Here is a 15243-nt window from a genome sequence, read left to right on the forward strand (position 1 = left end):
TCCGATACTAAAAAGATAGGGGGAGAACGAGGCTCCCCCGTTCATTTGAATTAGCGTTTCAGATTGACGACTTCTTGCAAAATTTCATCGGATGTAGTAATGATTCTCGAGTTCGATTGGAACCCGCGCTGAGCAACGATCATTTCAGTAAACTCGGAAGTCAGGTCTACGTTGGACATCTCCAGCTGACCGGCAATGATTGCGCCCGTTCCTGTAGTAGGATCGTTAGGAATCGCAGCTCCCAGATCAATTTCCGGATCGATGTTGGAGTTCGCCGTACTGCGGTACAAGTTGCCTCCGACCTTCTCCAGACCTGCAGGGTTCGTTACTTTCGCCACAGCGATCACTGCTGCTACATTGGTCGTGCCGTCAGACTTCGTTGTAATAACCTCACCGTTCTGAGAAATGGAGAACGCCGTGTCGTCTTCCTCCAGCGTAATAGGTCCGCCTTCGGTGCTTAGAACGAACATGCCGTCTGCATTAACCAGCTGGCGAGAAGCATCAATGGTAAAGTTCCCTGCGCGTGTCAGGAACATGGAGTCGGTTGTTCCATCCGTTGAAACCGCGAAAAATCCGTCACCGTCGATACGCAGATCGGTCGGCACGTTGGTCGTCATCGCGCTCCCTGGCGTGTGTACCGTGTCGATGGCGCTGATGGAAACGCCCAAGCCGATTTGCTTGGCATTGACGCCGCCTTTGGCTCCTTCTTCCGGTGCGGTTACACCGGAAACCGTCTGGCTCAGAATGTCCTTAAACATAACCCGTCCTGCTTTAAAGCCGGTGGTATTGACATTCGCAATGTTGTTGCCGATGACATCAAGCTTCGTTTGGAATCCTCTCATACCGGATACACCGGAGTACAGAGATCTTAACATGCGCCATTGCCTCCCAAAAATGTGGATAGTTGATAGTAGGCTGCTTCGGTCGATCCGCAACCAGGGGCCTCCTTATCGGTCCAGCCCTGTAAATCAAGAAATAATAACTGCACTATCGATCTGTGTGAACATATTGTCTTTCATCGAGGCTCCGTCTACAGCGGTAACCACCGTTCTGTTCTTAATATTGACAATGAGAGCCGTATCATTAATCACCATTAATGAATCTTTCGCCCCTTTGGAAGCGGCCTTATCAATTGCCGATTGAATTTTCAACAGCTGCTCCGGCTTAAACTCAATGCCTCGCTGGCGCAGCCTCTCTTCCGCATGGTGGCTGAAACGGACTATCTGTTGATTCAATACACTTTGAAACGCCGAATCCTTCTTTGGGATTTGGGCTTCGCTTCTCTGGAGAGGAGCAGGCCTTAGGCTGCCGGGGAATAACTGTCCGACTTGGATGCGATCGGTCATTTCTTCTCCTCCGCGTTAGCAATTTGCGTAATTTGATCCAGAGCGATCTTCTCGCTGCCTACCACAGCAAATTGGGCGCCGTCTTTTACGGTTATGGAATCGACTACACCAGACTTCGGCGTATTCTCGCCTTTATCGTTCGTCGTGTTCCAAGTAATCGACTTGCCGATCAAGCCTGAAGCAAATCCTAGCGATTGGCGCAGCAGCTTCATTTCGTTGCTCATGTTCGACAGCTGCTCAACGGAAGTAAATTGCGCCATCTGTGCGATGAATTCTTTGTCCTGAAGCGGCTGGGAAGGATCCTGGTTTCTCAGCTGGGCAATCAAAATTTTCAAAAATTGATCTTTCCCCAGGTCGTTGGTCTTTTTCTCCTTCTCCACGTTGCTGATGTTCGTTTTGGCATAATAGGGCCATACGTTCTTGGTGCTTACGGGTGAATCCGACACGGTCTCACCTCCCGGTCCTTGTTAAGGTATTTCCTTTAAGCCGTAACGTCAATCGATGTGGATGATAATCCGGAAGGCAGCTTCACTTCTTTGGCTGCAGTTACAAGCTCATCTTCCATCGAAATCGAATTATCTCCGTTCGTGCCTTTCGACTGCTTGCCGGATTGCTGGAACTGCTGCTGTCTTTGCTCCTGGAACAAACCGGATTGGAACGCCTGGTTTTGCGAAACTTCAAGCTTATCCACTTGAATGCCCTGATTTTGCAGCGTTGTTCTTAGCTGGGACAGCTGGCTTTCCAGCATTTCTTTCCCCGACACGCTGTCCGCCATAAACTGAGCGATCAGTTGGCCGTTGTGCATCGTCAATTTGATTTCGACGTGTCCAAGGTGCTGCGGATATAAGGATAGCTTTGCTTCCGTTATGCCATCCGCAAAGGAGTTAATGCTGAATGATTTCATCACCAGCTGGGTCATATCCTCAACGAAAGTCGGTGCATGCATTACGATCGGTGTCTTCGTCGAATGCGTTCCGTTAGAGACTTGCTTCAAATACTCGCTCATCGGAACTGGCTGCATATCGTCGTTATTGCTTATCATGTCCGTTAACGGTTCGAATAGCGGGCTGTCATGGCTATCGGTTTGTGCTTCGAAACGGAACGAACCCGATTTGGCAGCCAAATACTCTAGGTTCGAATTCACCGCAGGCGCCGCCACTGTTAATGGACTGGACACTGCAGTTGTTTCATTCGTGTGACGGACGGTAATCTGCTGAGCGAGAATGGTCCTCAGTTCCGCTGCAACACTTTGCAGAGTCAATGGTTTGCCATTCACAATAACAGGTGTTTCTGCTTCGCCATTTTGCAGCAGCTGCTGCAGCTGCTTTAGAATCTCCTGCGCCTCTTGACGGGATACGGGCTTGAATACAGGCGCCGCATCAGCATCCACAGCCTGGTCCGCAGTCTGCTCGCTGTCTGCCGGTACGAATAATGCAGGATTCAGCTCGACTGCTCCACCATCCGTTTCAACATCACTAGCTGCGTCCGTATGTATAGGCTGCGCCGATATCGCCGAAGCATCCGAAGTTTCCACTGCCGTCTCATCGTTGATCGATTGAGCAGTCGGCTGAACGAGCAGAGCAGCTTGAAGCTGCGCAAGCAGCGCTTGAAGCTCCGGATTCGCCAGCAGTGCCGCCGTATCCTCCGAGTTCTGATTCAGCAAGTCGATTAAAGCATCAAGCTGCTTAAGCACGGTTTCATCGGCTGCGCCCTGGGTTGGAACGGCTGCATTGTCGCTTGTGCCGAGCAGTTGGATCAAAGCGCTTAATCCGGGAGTTACCGCAGCTTGCTGAGCTGCTGCTTCATTTGTTTGCCCATTGCCGAGAATTCCTACCAAAGTGGATAAGAAACCTCCCGCTCCTTGCCCTGACGCCGAATTGGCATTTCCTGCCGCAGCTCCTGCCGAAGCCGCTGCTGCACTATTCATAGGCATTTGTGTTTGAATTTCCATATTTTGTCACCTCCTTTCCAAATCGGTTATTGTACCAGTCTCGCCGAGATAAGGGCAGCGGTTTCCTTAGATAGCTCCGATAAAGCAGTCAATACTCTGGAACGGCCTGCGCTATCCATAGAGCTTAATATGGAAATGACCTTCTCCGGATTCGCATTTTGCATCTCCAGCAATACGGTAGCTGCGCTTTTCGGCGTCATACTCGAGAACGTGGCTCCCAAATCGTCCTTGCTTATTTTTTGCGTACTTGCAGCGCTCGGCTTGGATAATTCTTTGACCCGATCCTGTAAAGCTGCAATTTCACGGTCCTTGGTCGAGGTTTGGTCCTTTAACAAGATCGTGGCGTCCGCCGCTTTCTTGGCATCCATTTTCTCCAAAATTTTAACCCGCTCATCCGTCTTCATCATGCTTAGCACCAGCACGAGCTCGGATGTCGTCAAATTTTCCATAATAGGGGCCGCCTTTGAAGGCGTCATCTTGGCGTACATCGATGCCAATTGTTGAATTTGATTCGTATAGTCCTCATCCGATTGCGTCTTGCTCTTCATTTGCTCTTCTAGCGAGCTGTTTTTCAGCTGGAGCTCCTTGATCAGTTGATCGCGCTGCTGAATCAGGTTGTTCGATTGGGTAAGCTCCTGCTCCTTTGTGCTTAATTTAGCGTTCAACGACTGCACTATTTCTTCTTGCGTTTGACTCTCTGCCGAATTTTGCTGCGTTGTTCCAGAAGTCGTTGTCGAGTCGGATGCCGACGGCTTGGGATCCGGCACAATACTTTTCACGATAGGCACTCTATTTGCTGCGCGAAGCACATTATTCATAACGTCATAGTCGAATATGGTAAGCAGCACCCCAAGCAGCACGGCCGTAAACACAAACGGGATCAAAAACCAGATCAGAAACCGTTCCATGGCTCCAGACGAAGAGGTATTCTCCAAATCCATGTCTGACATTATCCTCACCCCCTGTTTCTTTGGTTCTATGACAATCTCCGGTATCGGTTCGTCGCCATTTCATCCAACTGATCCTGCTCGGTTTTGAGCATATTCGCTTTAAACCGGAGCTGCGCTTTTTCCTTCGCTTTGGTCCATACTTTCTCTTCCATCATTCTCCCCGCCAGATTGTCCTGCTTAACCAGAACAACCTGCTGAGCTTTTTCCAGATCCTTGTTCTTCAGTGTGATCCGATTGTCGATGTGATCCGCATACTGCTGATACATCATCATTTGCGAAATTGTTGCCTTATTCGCAGACGCCCGGTGCAGCTGCTCCTGGATCCCGTTTTTTTCGGCGTGCAGCTCGGACAAGCTCGACTCCTCCTCGCGCACTTTCCCGATAGCTTCGGATAACAACCATTCCGCTTGCGTTTTTTCGTTGATTTTCAAGTCGACGATTTTTTGAAAGGCATAACGGAAACGCATAGATTAAGCTCACCCTTTGTAAAATTCTCGAATTAACCGCTCTTGTGCATCCATAACCGTCATCTTCTCATTGACTCTTTGCTTGGTGTAATCCCAGATCGATTGAATATGTTCCAAAGAATTATCAATTTCCGGATTCGATCCTCTTTGGTACGCCCCTATATTGATAAGGTCCTCCGAATCTTTATAAACAGATAAGAGTCGCTTCAAATTTTCGGCAGCCAGCTGATGCTCCTGAGGAACAATTTCTTTCATGACACGGCTTATGCTGGATAGCACGTCAATGGCCGGATAATGCCCGCGATTCGCTATATTGCGGTCCAAAACGATGTGTCCGTCGAGGATACCTCGGACGGCATCGGCGATAGGCTCATTCATATCGTCCCCGTCGACGAGCACCGTATAGAATGCGGTTATGGATCCTTTTGGCCCCGTACCCGAACGCTCCAGCAGCTTCGGCAATGTGGCAAATACCGAAGGGGTGTATCCGCGAGTCGCCGGCGGTTCGCCGACAGCCAGCCCGACTTCACGCTGAGCCATCGCGAAACGGGTTACCGAGTCCATCATAAGCATGACATTCAATCCGCGGTCGCGAAAATATTCTGCGATGCTTGTAGCGATCAAAGCGCCTTTAATCCGGATTAATGCCGGTTGATCGGATGTGGCCACTACGACGACCGATCGCGCCAATCCTTCGGGACCGAGGTCGCGTTCGATGAAATCGAGTACCTCCCGGCCGCGTTCTCCAATTAAAGCAATAACGTTGACGTCGGCAGAAGTATTTCGGGCTATCATGCCCATCAATGTACTTTTACCTACGCCGGATCCGGCGAATATCCCGACGCGCTGTCCTTTTCCGATGGTCAGCAGACCGTCGATGCAACGGACGCCGACACTGATCGGCTCGAGCACACGTGGTCTTTTTAATGGATTGCTGGGTGCGTTATGGGTAGAATACTGGGTCATTCGCGATGACAGGAACGTGCCGTCCAAAGGCTGGCCGAGCCCGTCCAGTACTTTGCCGAGAAGCTCGTGCCCTACTTGCACCGTCAGTGGTTTACCTGTACCGACGACATCGCAGCCGGGTCCTATCGAATGGAGCTCTCCGAGCGGCATCAGCAGCACCTTATTGTTCTTGAAGCCTACGACTTCGGCTTTTAAAGGCTGATTGGACTTCAGCGGGTAGATGTAACAGACATCCCCGATGCTTGCGTCCGGACCTTCCGATTCAACGGTCAGGCCGATGACTTGCGTTACTTTGCCGTTGACGCGAATCGGGTCGATTTGCTTCAGCTGCTCCAAATATTTGGATACGTCCAGCGCCGGATTCATCTACGATCCCTCATTTCTGACAGCGAGATGCTGAAGCGCGGTTTTGATTTCCTTTAACTGCGTATCGATTCTTGCATCGATACTTCCGAATGATGAACGGACTACGCAGCCATGGTCATGCACCGACGGATCCGGTATGATCTGCAATTCCGCCTGGGAATCGATATGGAGAAGCAATTCCTCCCTGGCGTCCTGAATGTAAGAAAAGTGTGCCGGTGCTACGCAAAGCGTAATGATCCCTTTTTCCCTGCGTCTTGCCAGTACCGTCTCGATTAAATCGATGATCCATTCCGGCTCTACCGTCAATTGGCGGGAAACAATCTTTTCGGCAATGGCGCAGCTCATTTGAATGAGAAAAGGCTCCGCCTCTTGAATGATCTGCTGTTTCAATACATAAGCCTGGTTCAATATTTGCGATGCTTCCTGGAGCATGTCGTTATACTGGCGGCGAAGCTGTTCTTCCGCTTCCTGTATCCCTTGCTCGTAGCCCTGCTTATAGCCTTCTTCTCTAAGATCGGCTTGCAGCTCTGCATCGTGCTGGCGCTGCTCCGTCCACCATTGATCGATATCGGTCTGGGCTTGCTCGCGGATGGCGGATACTTCATCCATGGCCACTCTGAGCTGCTCTTCGGCGAACGTTTGGGCATCCTGCAGTATTTGCATCTTCAATTCGTTAACTTCATTAATTTCTTGCTGAGCTTCCTCCGAATATCCCGATGAGGATTCGGAACCATTTTCATCCAATACATATTTCGATGCAACCTCTACGACTTTCTTATCGTCTAAAGATACATATTGCGTAAACTTGATGACATTAGACAATAATATCATCTCCTCCGCCACGGGCAATGATGATTTCGCCTGCTTCTTCTAGGCGACGGATGGTAGCGACAATACGGGTCTGTGCTTCTTCCACATCACGCAAACGAACGGGACCCATGAATTCCATTTCTTCTTTGAACGTTTCCGCCATTCGCTTGGACATATTTTTGAATATGGCATCGCGTACTTCTTCACTGGCCACTTTAAGCGCCAACTGCAAATCGGCGTTCTCGATATCCCGGATAATCCGTTGGATAGACCGGTTGTCGATGTTGACGATGTCTTCGAACACGAACATTCTTTTCTTGATTTCTTCTGCCAGCTCAGGATCCTGAATTTCCAGCGAATCGAGAATCGTACGCTCGGTACCGCGATCGACGCCGTTCAAGATTTGTACGATAGCCGCAATACCGCCGGCATTGGTGTAATCCTGCGTTACGGTAGCCGACAGCTTTTGTTCCAACACCCGTTCAACCTGGCTGATAACCTCCGGAGACGTGCTGTCCATCAATGCAATCCGTTTGGCGACGTCCGCCTGCTTGTCCTGAGGGAGCGACGATAAAATGATGGAGGATTGCTCCGGCTGTAAATAAGCAAGCACCAGTGCAATAGTTTGCGAATTTTCGTTCTGAATAAAGTTCAATATTTGTGCAGGGTCCGCTTTTCTGGCGAAATCGAACGGACGGACTTGCAACGTTGCCGTCAATCGGTTAATGATGTCGAGCGCTTTTTGAGAGCCGAGAGCTTTTTCCAAAATATCTTTCGCATAAGCAATACCGCCTTGGGAGATAAACTCCTGTGCCAGGCATATTTGGTGAAACTCGGCTAAAATGGCTTCCTTCTCTACGCTGTCGACTTTTCTAACGTTTGCAATTTCCAATGTTAACTGCTCTATTTCCTCATCGCGCAAATGTTTGAATATTTGTGCCGAAACTTCAGGACCCAGACTGATTAACAAAATGGCAGCTTTTTGACGGCCTGATAATACTTGCTGCTGCACTTTAGCCAACAACTACACCTCTATTCATCTACTAACCAGGTACGAAGCAGATTGACGAATTCCTCCGGTTTTCTTTTCGCCAAGGTTTCCAGCTGCTTGCGAACTTGATTATCGTTAGTCACATTATCAATATCGATTGTTGGGAATTCGAGCTTGGCCGGTTGTTCATCCAGCTCTTCCTCTGCTTGCTCCCGTGCCTTGCGTCGTCTCATCCACAAATATCCGCCGCCGGCCAGAAGTGCGAGAGCTACGCCGCCTAATGCTCCGTACAACAGCATCGAATTGGCATTAGCCGTAGTGTCGGCATTCGGTCTTGCAAACTGATGAGCAAATACGGTTACTTTCTTATTCAAATCTTCATCCGTCAACGTTTGCTTATTGTCCGCAAGGGCCGCTCTGACGACATTGACAAGAATTCGCTGTACGGCGTCTTTCGTTTCTTGCGTCAGTGAGTTCGGATCATTGGGAGTCGGTGGTTCAATTCCCACGTTAATGGTTAAATCTTTTACAACGTACGGTGTGGCGATAATATCGTTCGTAATCCGGTTTACTTCGGAATTGACGGTTCTTTGAAGCTCCTCGGATTGGGACTTGCCGTTGGTGTTGCTGCCCGGATACCCCGGAACATCCGTCTGGCCTGTGCCAGGTACGCCGCCAGTGCCTGCCGAGCTGTCGCTGGTATAATTTTTCTGAATTTCCTGAACGGAAATTTCCAAGCCTTTTTGGTCGACGGCGTTAGGTGCGGTTACAAGCTGTTGCTTGGTATTCATTTGATCGAAGTTCATCGTAGAAACTACCTGTACGATGACTTTGTCTCTGCCAAGAATCGCTCCGAGCATCTGCTGCACGTTTTTCTGGATGTCGTTTCGGAACTGATTGTTGATTTCAAAATTTTGCAGCGCTACATTCGCGTTGTTAATTTTGTTATTGCCTTTGGAATACTCAAGCGGTTCCCCGTTTTGATCGGAAATTGTAATGTTCTCCACCGGCAAGCCCTTGACACTGTGAGATACAAGGTTATACATCGTGTCTACCTTTGCCTGATCGAGAGAATAACCCGGCTTTACATTGACGACTACGGAAGCCGAAGCTTTTTCTTTCTCCGCTCCCTTCGGAAGAAACACGCTTTCCTCAGGCATGTTGATCAACACCTTGGAGCTGCTTACCGCGTTGTTCGAGTTGATCAGCTGCTGCAGTTCCCCTTGAACCGCATTTATGTATTTGACGTTAAACTCTTTGTCCGTTGTCCCGAAAGTGCTTGATTTGGCGAATTCTCCATACCCGATGTTGCCCGTTTTATTCAAGCCCTGAGATTCTACCGCCAGCTTGACGCTAGCAACATCGCTTCGCGGAACGCCGATGCTCTTGCCGTCCTCGCTTAGCTGATACGGAATTTTCGCTCCGTCCAAGTATCCTTTAATCGCCGCCGCATCGCTCGGTTGAAGGTTCGTATAAGCAAGTGCGTATTCCGTCTTCGAAAAATTATAGCTAATGATCCCGATCGTAAGTATGACAAGAATCACGGTCGCTGCGAAAGTCATCTTCTGTGCTTTGCTGAATTGATTCCAGTACTGGGTAATTCGGCTCCAATACCGGGAAATATTCTCGTTCACTATTTCACCCCATCTAATAAGCCGTCGCTAGTCATTCGTTAAACCCCGTTATACCTGCATTCTCATAATTTCCTGGTAGGCTTCGACGACTTTATTGCGAACCTGCACGGTAAGCTGCAGACCCAGGGAAGCTTTTTCGGAAGCGATCGTCAGCTGATGCACATCCACATTCTCTCCTCTAGCGAACTGATCGTTAAACTTATCCACCTCTGCTTGCTGATTATTGAGCTTAACCATCGCATCATTCAGGAACTGTCCGAATTGCTCCGAAACTTCAGAAGCGCTCATGCTCTTCGATGGCTGTTGAGCAATGGATTGCATTGGCAGTAAGCCCACTTTATCGATCATGATGAATTCTCCTTTATCGTAAGGTTGTTATTATCTTCCGATTTCCAAAGCTTTGGTGATCATTGATTTGGATGCATTTAATGCAGTCACATTTGCTTCATAGGAACGAGTAGCGGAAATCATATCAACCATTTCCTTAAGCACGTCAACATTCGGCATCATGACAAATCCGTTCTCATCGGCATCGGGATGTGTTGGATTGTAAACCTGCTTAAAGGGAGAAGTATCATCGATAATTTTCGTTACCTTGACTCCTTCTCCGCTCGCACCGGACTGCGCATTTTCAAGCGCTTGTTGGAATGTGGGGGTTTTCGGTTCGATCGTTACCAGCTTGCGTTGATACGGCACCCATTTACCGTTGACCATCCTTGCTCTTGTCGAGTCTGCATTGGCAATGTTGGAGGATATGACATCCATCCGAAACCGTTGTGCGGTTAAGGCGGATGAGCTAATATCAAAGCCATTGGTCAGTTTCATTCATTAAGCTCTCCCTTCAATGGCAATTCTGGATTTTTTAATCTCGCTGCTTACCTGCTGGGCCATCACGTTATACCGCAATTGGTTTTTGGCCAACAATGACATTTCGTAATCCATATCCACATTGTTCAAGTTGTTGTTAATGGCCGAAGAATTATCTCTTACAATTTGCGGCTCCGGTCTCGGAGGGCGTCCGATATAAAAATGTCTCGGATCCGTGCGGTAGCCCTGCAGTGAGGATCCATTCAGCTCACTTTGAAGCAGCTCTTCAAACTTGACATCCGAACGCTTAAAGTAAGGCGTGTCGACGTTGGCTACGTTATCCGCAATGACTCGCTGTCTCATGGTCGCCGCATCCAAGGTGCGTTCCATCTGATTAAAAACGGGCTTATTGAGAATATTCATCCGCTATCCTACCTTCAAGATGATGTTAGGTTTACCTATTCAACAGGTTCGCTTCATTATCCTCCTTTGTTCGACATAATAATCTAAAAATTATATGACCATTTGGAAGAAAATGTAGTCACCCAGAACTATTTCTATATTGAAGAAATATGCAATTTATTACAATATGAAAAAAGCCCTATATTTGGAATATAGGGCTTAAAACCTGTGGTTTTACTATATTTTCACACTTTGAATGCCACTTATCAACTGGTCATTTAGAACCCGGATATAAGTCCCTTTCATACCAAGTGACCGTGTTTCTATGACCCCTGCGCTTTCCAGTTTTCTGAGTGCATTGACGATAACCGATCGAGTAATTCCGACACGATCCGCTATTTTGCTTGCAACGAGCAGCCCTTCCGAGCCTTCCAATTGTTCGAAAATATGCTCAACCGCCTCTAACTCACTGAAGGACAGCGAGCCCACAGCCACCTGCACGACAGCCTTGCTTCTCGCCTCAATCTCGATTTGCTCCGCCTTCTCCCGAAGGATCTCCATCGCTACGACCGTCGATCCGTATTCAGCTACAATGAGGTCGTCATCGATGAAGCCGGCCTCCCGACGGGTCAATATAAGCGTACCCAGCCGGTCGCCGCCTCCGATTACAGGAACGATGGTAATGGAGATGCCGTCATCGGCAATTCCCTCCGCGAATACATTGTAATCGCTGAGGGCGCTGAGATTGGAAGAGGTTTCCTCTACCTTCAATAGCAGCTGATTGTACTCAGCCGGGAAGCGGTTCTCGGTCAAAACCGATTCGCCCAAATGCTCCCCAAGGCCTGAAGGGGACCAAGCTTTGCCCAACACTTTGCCCTTCCTGCTGACTACGAATATATCCGCCTGCAGGATGTCGCTCAGCACTTCGGCCATATTCATGAAGCTGACCGGATTGCCGGCTTCCTTCTGCAACAATTTATTTAACCTTCTTGTCTTTGTCAACAATGTCATGATACTGCCTCCTAGAGCGACTTAACGGTTAGAATAGTGCCATACCTGCTGCACCGATTACAGTATATACTGGCTTAAGTCGCGGTTCTGGACTATGTCGGAAAGCTTCTCACGCACGTATTCGGGCGTAATGACAATCTGCTCCAGCGTGATTTCGGGAGCCTCGAACGATAAATCCTCCAGAAGCTTTTCCAATATGGTATGCAGCCTTCTTGCACCGATATTATCGGTATTCTGGTTTACTTCCGCGGCTATTTTGGCAATCTCATCTATCGCCGAATCGGAAAATTGCACCTGGATTCCTTCCGTTTCCAAAAGTGCCGTATACTGTTTGGTCAAAGCATGCTTAGGCTCCTTTAAAATGAGCACAAAGTCCTGTTGCGTTAAGCTGCTTAGTTCTACCCGAATAGGAAATCTGCCTTGAAGCTCCGGAATTAGGTCTGAAGGCTTAGCTATATGGAACGCCCCTGCCGCAATGAATAAAATATAATCGGTCTGCACCGGACCATACTTAGTCATTACCGTTGAGCCTTCAACGATCGGCAAAATATCGCGCTGCACGCCTTCCCTAGAAACATCGGGTCCGCCGCCGCGGCCGGAACTAGCGATTTTATCAATCTCATCGATAAAAATAATGCCGAGCTGCTCCGCTCTTGACACGGCGTCCTGGATAACCTCATCCATATCGAGCAGCTTTTGCGCTTCCTCCTGGATGAGAACCTTCCGCGCTTCTTTGATCGGCAGCTTCCGTTTCTTCGTTTTCTTCGGCATCAGCGATCCGAACAGCTCCTGCATATTCATGCCGGCCTGTTCGTTTCCTTGCCCGGACAACATATCGAGCATGGAAGGGGAAGCGTCTTCGACTTCAATCTCGATGACTGTTTGCTCCAGCTCGCCTTTGGCCAGCTGCGCTTTCACTTCCTGTCTGCGCGTGTAAATGCTTTGATCCGGCTCCGTTTCCTGTGTTTCCGCCTGTCCGTGATTGCCGAACAGCATTTCCAGCGGATTGCGCTGCGACTTTTGCTTCGCAGGATTAGGCACGAGAATCGATACGATGCGTTCATTGGCCATTTGCTCCGCTCTATCCTTCAGCTTCTCGGTCTTTTCCGCCTTTACCATACGGATTGATGTCTCCACCAAATCGCGGACCATGGCTTCCACATCCCGGCCGACATAGCCGACCTCGGTGAACTTGGTAGCCTCCACCTTGACGAAAGGCGCGTTAACCAATTTCGCCAATCTTCTGGCAATTTCCGTTTTACCTACTCCAGTAGGACCGATCATCAATATATTTTTCGGGACAATTTCATCGCGAAGCGACTCATCCAGCAGGCTTCTGCGATATCGGTTGCGGAGCGCGACGGCTACGGACTTTTTAGCCTTCTTTTGCCCGACGATATATTTGTCCAGCTGATTCACAATCTCTTTCGGTGTCATGGCAGTATGCTTCACGATAGAGCCTCCTTCTTTGTCGTCTACTCGATTTCTTCCACGATAATATTGTGGTTGGTGAATACACAAATATCTGCAGCCATCGTAAGCGATGCATGAGCGATCTCTTTGGCGCTCATCTGCGGCGCATAGCGGTGAAGCGCCCGGCCCGCAGCCAATGCGAAGCTTCCTCCGGAGCCGATCGCGAGAATACCGTCATCCGGCTCGATGATCTCGCCGTTACCCGAGATGAGCAGCACGTTGCTCGAATCCATTACGATCATCATCGCTTCCAAGCGACGCAGCACGCGATCGGAGCGCCAATCTTTGGCCAGCTCGACGGCGGACCGCTGCAGGTTGCCGTGGTGCTCCTCAAGCTTAGCTTCAAACTTTTCAAATAAAGTAATGGCATCGGCTACCGAGCCCGCAAAACCCGTAATCACCTTGCCGCGGTATAATCTGCGCACTTTTTTCGCGGTATGCTTCATCACCATGCTGTTGCCGAACGTGACTTGGCCGTCACCGGCAATAGCCCCTTTGCCTTGGTGACGAATGGCAAAGATCGTCGTGGCATGAAAGGTTTGTTCCATTATGCGATACCTCCATGAGATAACCTCTATCGGATCATAATCGAAATTCAGGTATTCAATAGAAAAACCTCGTTCGAGGACGCGCTTACCAAGCAGCCACGATGCAGAGGTTCCATAAATCAGCAAATTTCAAAAACAAGTTTATAGTATCATACTGGAGCTTTTACTTACAAGTGGAATTGTATTCGTTTTGTGAAAAATTCTGAATTTTCTCAATTGCACGCAAAGCGATTTTTTCATAACGGATTTTCTTCACCTTGATCTTCTCGTCCAAAGGAGGAAGAAGCCCGAAGTTGGCATTCATCGGCTGGAAATGCTTGAAGTCCGCCGTCGTAATATAATGGGCCATACTTCCGAGCGTCGTATCCTGCGGAAGCACGAGGCAGTCCAAGCCTTTGGCGAAGCGCGCCGCATTCATGCCGGCAATAAGACCGGAGGCTGCGGATTCCACATAGCCCTCCACACCCGTCATTTGTCCGGCGAAAAACAAGTTGTCCCGCTTCATAAATTGGTATGTCGGTTTCAATAATTTAGGCGAATTGATAAAGGTGTTGCGGTGCATAACGCCGTAACGTACAAACTCCGCATTTTCCAGTCCCGGGATCAAGGAAAACACCCGCTTTTGCTCTCCCCACTTCAGGTGCGTCTGGAAGCCTACCAAATTGTAGAGCGTCCCTGCCGCATTGTCCTGACGCAGCTGAACTACAGCATAAGGCAGCTGATTCGTATGCGGGTTGATCAAGCCCACCGGCTTCATCGGTCCGTACAATGCGGTTTGCTTGCCCCGCTTCGCCATAACCTCGATCGGCATGCAGCCTTCAAAGTAAATCTCTTTCTCGAACTCTTTGATCGGAGCAACCTCAGCGGAAATGAGAGCATCATAGAACACGTTAAACTCTTCTTCCGTCATCGGACAGTTCAAGTAAGCCGCTTCTCCCTTGTCATAACGGGAAGCCAAATATACTTTGCTCATATCTATCGAATCTTTCTCGACGATCGGAGCTGCTGCATCGTAAAAATACAAGTACTCTTCTCCCATCAGCGATTGCAAATGGGAGGAAAGTGCCGGCGACGTGAGCGGTCCCGTTGCGACGACGGTAATTCCGTCTGGAAGCTCCTGCAGCTCCTCGTTGCGCACCTCGATAAGCGGATGGCTGCGCAGCATCGTCGTTACCTCGGCGGAGAAGCCATCTCGGTCAACGGCCAAAGCGCCGCCGGCCGGAACCGCATGCTTGTCCGCACAGCGCATAATGAGTGAATTCAGTATGCGCATTTCTTCTTTCAGCACGCCGACGGCGTTAGTCAAGCCGTTGGCGCGCAGCGAGTTGCTGCACACCAATTCGGCAAATTGATCGGATATATGGGCCGGCGTCTTTTTCACCGGCCGCATTTCATATAATACAACGGGCACGCCTTGGCTTGCGATCTGCCATGCGGCTTCGCTTCCGGCCAAACCGGCACCGATAACGGTTACTTTGGGTGTATCTGACAAGATGTTAACCTCCTGAAACGTAAACTTAA

The 15243-nt window shown here is 49.2% G+C and carries 17 protein-coding genes; all 17 read right to left on the reverse strand.

Annotated features, from left to right (window positions below; all coding sequences use genetic code 11):
- Positions 1-50: 50 nt before the first annotated feature.
- On the reverse strand, positions 51-875 hold the full coding sequence (gene flgG, locus ACFQ88_RS12890; RefSeq protein WP_239626417.1) for a flagellar basal body rod protein FlgG: 825 nt from the start codon (positions 873-875) through the stop codon (positions 51-53).
- A gap of 93 nt (positions 876-968) precedes the next feature.
- On the reverse strand, positions 969-1346 hold the full coding sequence (locus ACFQ88_RS12895; protein ID WP_239626419.1) for a TIGR02530 family flagellar biosynthesis protein: 378 nt from the start codon (positions 1344-1346) through the stop codon (positions 969-971).
- The gene (locus tag ACFQ88_RS12900; RefSeq protein WP_239626422.1) at positions 1343-1792 is read right to left on the reverse strand and encodes a flagellar hook capping FlgD N-terminal domain-containing protein; all 450 of its coding nucleotides are present in this window, start codon (positions 1790-1792) and stop codon (positions 1343-1345) included. The genes ACFQ88_RS12895 and ACFQ88_RS12900 overlap by 4 nt, the downstream gene beginning before the upstream one ends.
- A 35-nt stretch (positions 1793-1827) precedes the next feature.
- Positions 1828-3297 carry a flagellar hook-length control protein FliK gene (locus tag ACFQ88_RS12905; RefSeq protein WP_379454412.1) on the reverse strand — a complete coding sequence of 490 codons (1470 nt, stop codon included), beginning with the start codon at positions 3295-3297 and terminating at the stop codon, positions 1828-1830.
- Between the two features lie 26 nt (positions 3298-3323).
- The gene (locus tag ACFQ88_RS12910; protein WP_379454413.1) at positions 3324-4247 is read right to left on the reverse strand and encodes a MotE family protein; all 924 of its coding nucleotides are present in this window, start codon (positions 4245-4247) and stop codon (positions 3324-3326) included.
- Positions 4248-4273: 26 nt separating this feature from the next.
- Positions 4274-4714, reverse strand: coding sequence for a flagellar export protein FliJ (fliJ, locus tag ACFQ88_RS12915; RefSeq protein ID WP_239626429.1), 441 nt, complete (start codon positions 4712-4714; stop codon positions 4274-4276).
- Positions 4715-4723: 9 nt separating this feature from the next.
- Positions 4724-6046, reverse strand: a complete 1323-nt coding sequence (fliI, locus tag ACFQ88_RS12920) for a flagellar protein export ATPase FliI (RefSeq protein ID WP_379454414.1) — start codon at positions 6044-6046, stop codon at positions 4724-4726.
- Positions 6047-6868, reverse strand: a complete 822-nt coding sequence (locus tag ACFQ88_RS12925; protein ID WP_239626435.1) for a FliH/SctL family protein — start codon at positions 6866-6868, stop codon at positions 6047-6049.
- The gene (gene fliG, locus ACFQ88_RS12930) at positions 6861-7877 is read right to left on the reverse strand and encodes a flagellar motor switch protein FliG (RefSeq protein WP_239626437.1); all 1017 of its coding nucleotides are present in this window, start codon (positions 7875-7877) and stop codon (positions 6861-6863) included. The genes ACFQ88_RS12925 and fliG overlap by 8 nt, the downstream gene beginning before the upstream one ends.
- Before the next feature lie 11 nt (positions 7878-7888).
- Entirely contained in the window at positions 7889-9481 is a 1593-nt protein-coding gene (gene fliF, locus ACFQ88_RS12935; RefSeq protein WP_379454415.1) for a flagellar basal-body MS-ring/collar protein FliF, read from the reverse strand.
- A 48-nt stretch (positions 9482-9529) separates the two neighbouring features.
- Complete coding sequence (fliE, locus tag ACFQ88_RS12940) at positions 9530-9829, reverse strand: flagellar hook-basal body complex protein FliE (RefSeq protein WP_239626441.1); 300 nt, start codon at positions 9827-9829, stop codon at positions 9530-9532.
- Positions 9830-9859: 30 nt separating this feature from the next.
- Positions 9860-10306 carry a flagellar basal body rod protein FlgC gene (flgC, locus tag ACFQ88_RS12945; protein ID WP_379454416.1) on the reverse strand — a complete coding sequence of 149 codons (447 nt, stop codon included), beginning with the start codon at positions 10304-10306 and terminating at the stop codon, positions 9860-9862.
- Positions 10307-10309: 3 nt separating this feature from the next.
- A complete protein-coding gene (gene flgB / locus ACFQ88_RS12950) occupies positions 10310-10711 on the reverse strand; it encodes a flagellar basal body rod protein FlgB (RefSeq protein ID WP_239626445.1) in 402 nt (133 codons plus the stop codon).
- Between the two features lie 216 nt (positions 10712-10927).
- Positions 10928-11701, reverse strand: coding sequence for a GTP-sensing pleiotropic transcriptional regulator CodY (gene codY / locus ACFQ88_RS12955; RefSeq protein WP_239626447.1), 774 nt, complete (start codon positions 11699-11701; stop codon positions 10928-10930).
- Between the two features lie 57 nt (positions 11702-11758).
- Positions 11759-13153, reverse strand: coding sequence for an ATP-dependent protease ATPase subunit HslU (gene hslU, locus ACFQ88_RS12960; RefSeq protein ID WP_275590421.1), 1395 nt, complete (start codon positions 13151-13153; stop codon positions 11759-11761).
- A 23-nt stretch (positions 13154-13176) separates the two neighbouring features.
- Positions 13177-13722 (reverse strand): ATP-dependent protease subunit HslV, encoded by a 546-nt coding sequence (hslV, locus tag ACFQ88_RS12965; RefSeq protein WP_379454417.1) that lies wholly within the window; start codon positions 13720-13722, stop codon positions 13177-13179.
- 163 nt (positions 13723-13885) lie between these two features.
- On the reverse strand, positions 13886-15214 hold the full coding sequence (trmFO, locus tag ACFQ88_RS12970; protein ID WP_379454418.1) for an FADH(2)-oxidizing methylenetetrahydrofolate--tRNA-(uracil(54)-C(5))-methyltransferase TrmFO: 1329 nt from the start codon (positions 15212-15214) through the stop codon (positions 13886-13888).
- Positions 15215-15243: the final 29 nt, after the last annotated feature.

Source organism: Paenibacillus sp. NPDC056579 (assembly GCF_042793215.1).
In the GTDB taxonomy this organism is placed as follows: Bacteria; Bacillota; Bacilli; order Paenibacillales; family NBRC-103111; genus Paenibacillus_S.

Excerpts from the sequence above, each read along its gene's own strand:
- flgG (WP_239626417.1), bottom strand. The coding sequence starts at position 875 with ATGTTAAGATCTCTGTACTCCGGTGTATCCGGTATGAGAGGATTCCAA.
- ACFQ88_RS12895 (WP_239626419.1), bottom strand. The coding sequence starts at position 1,346 with ATGACCGATCGCATCCAAGTCGGACAGTTATTCCCCGGCAGCCTAAGG.
- ACFQ88_RS12905 (WP_379454412.1), bottom strand. The coding sequence starts at position 3,297 with ATGGAAATTCAAACACAAATGCCTATGAATAGTGCAGCAGCGGCTTCG.
- ACFQ88_RS12910 (WP_379454413.1), bottom strand. The coding sequence starts at position 4,247 with ATGTCAGACATGGATTTGGAGAATACCTCTTCGTCTGGAGCCATGGAA.
- fliJ (WP_239626429.1), bottom strand. The coding sequence starts at position 4,714 with ATGCGTTTCCGTTATGCCTTTCAAAAAATCGTCGACTTGAAAATCAAC.
- fliI (WP_379454414.1), bottom strand. The coding sequence starts at position 6,046 with ATGAATCCGGCGCTGGACGTATCCAAATATTTGGAGCAGCTGAAGCAA.
- fliE (WP_239626441.1), bottom strand. The coding sequence starts at position 9,829 with ATGATCGATAAAGTGGGCTTACTGCCAATGCAATCCATTGCTCAACAG.
- flgC (WP_379454416.1), bottom strand. The coding sequence starts at position 10,306 with ATGAAACTGACCAATGGCTTTGATATTAGCTCATCCGCCTTAACCGCA.
- flgB (WP_239626445.1), bottom strand. The coding sequence starts at position 10,711 with ATGAATATTCTCAATAAGCCCGTTTTTAATCAGATGGAACGCACCTTG.
- codY (WP_239626447.1), bottom strand. The coding sequence starts at position 11,701 with ATGACATTGTTGACAAAGACAAGAAGGTTAAATAAATTGTTGCAGAAG.
- hslV (WP_379454417.1), bottom strand. The coding sequence starts at position 13,722 with ATGGAACAAACCTTTCATGCCACGACGATCTTTGCCATTCGTCACCAA.